The sequence below is a fragment of the Microcoleus sp. OTE_8_concoct_300 genome (genome assembly GCF_031383065.1).
Classification (GTDB): domain Bacteria; phylum Cyanobacteriota; class Cyanobacteriia; order Cyanobacteriales; family Microcoleaceae; genus Microcoleus.
In genome coordinates, this window is the sequence record NZ_JANMZH010000655.1 from 1 (window position 1) to 1,199 (window position 1,199).

Genomic DNA, 1,199 nt, shown 5'->3' on the forward strand with positions numbered 1-1,199 from the left:
GCAGCAGCGGGCGCTCACTTGGCCAACGGGGTGGCGTTGGAAGACTTGGGAGAGCCGATCGACCCTGCAAGTTTAGTAGAGTTAGAGATACCAAATTGTGCCGTTACAGCCACAGGTGCAGCAGGCTGCATTCAATATGTCGATCGCTTCGGCAATCTAATTACTAATATCCCGAATAATTGCATTATAGGTAACAATTGGTCATTGACAATTAGCAATAGTTCTGATGCTATTCGCATCCCCAGCGGTAAAACCTACAGCGACACCGAACCGGGCGATTTAATTGCCATAACTGGTTCTGACGGTTGGGTAGAAATTGCCGTTAATGGCGGCAGCGCTCAATCAGTATTAAAATTGGAATGCGGAGCGATCGTGCAATTGCTTTTTCAAACTAACAATTAAATAGGACTTACCCATGGGCGATCAGAAACCGGGTTTTTTACGAAAATACTTTGTTAGAATCAGCAGATTCCCTAAAAAACCCGGTTTCTTTGACGGAGTGCGTAAGTCATAGTTTTTTTCGATCGATTACTTTTTCGGCAAAATCCACAATAGTTTGGCGATATTCGGGATTATCAAAAAAAGCATCTCCATTATTGTGCCTAGCATTAGGAACTAGCAAAATTTTTTTATATTCAGGAGAACTAGCATATAACTTTTTGCTCATAGTAGCAGGAACAAAAGAATCGGCAATCCCGTGAACAAACAAAATCGGCATTCGCAGTGATTTAACCTTAGCAAGAGAATCAAACCTTTGCGTCAGCAACAACCGCACCGGAAAAAATCGCATAAAAGCATTACTTTCCACCATATCCAGCATAGAAGTAAACGAATTGTGGACAATCAAACCAGCAGCTTCTGGATGCCTTATTGCTAACTCAATAGCAACAGCACCTCCCATTGAATGACCATAAAATAAAATTTGGCTAGGCAACAATTGCCGCTGCTTAACTAAATAATTATAAGCAATTTCAGCATCTTCATATACTTGTGATTCCTTCGGGAAACTGCCTTGACTGCGGCCGTAACCCCGGTAATCAATCGGCAATTGGGTTTTTCTGTATTGCTGATTGATTACCGGGGTTACGGCCGCAGTCAAGGCAGTTTCCCGAAGGAATCACAAGTATATGAAGATGCTGAAATTGCTTATAATTATTTAGTTAAGCAGCGGCAATTGTTGCCTAGCCAAATTTTATTTT

At 41.8% G+C, this 1,199-nt stretch carries 2 protein-coding genes and 1 pseudogene; 2 read left to right on the forward strand and 1 reads right to left on the reverse strand.

Annotated elements, in window-relative coordinates:
• On the forward strand, positions 1 to 402 hold a 402-nt coding region (locus ACUVJL_RS29775; RefSeq protein WP_445249135.1), incomplete at its 5' end, for an SAM hydrolase/SAM-dependent halogenase family protein.
• 106 nt (positions 403 to 508) lie between these two features.
• Here ACUVJL_RS29775 and ACUVJL_RS29780 read toward each other — a convergent pair.
• Positions 509 to 1,042 carry an alpha/beta hydrolase gene (locus ACUVJL_RS29780; protein ID WP_445249136.1) on the reverse strand — a complete coding sequence of 178 codons (534 nt, stop codon included), beginning with the start codon at positions 1,040 to 1,042 and terminating at the stop codon, positions 509 to 511.
• Between the two features lie 3 nt (positions 1,043 to 1,045).
• Here ACUVJL_RS29780 and ACUVJL_RS29785 point away from each other — a divergent pair.
• Positions 1,046 to 1,199, forward strand: a pseudogene (locus ACUVJL_RS29785) (phospholipase); the annotation flags it as partial.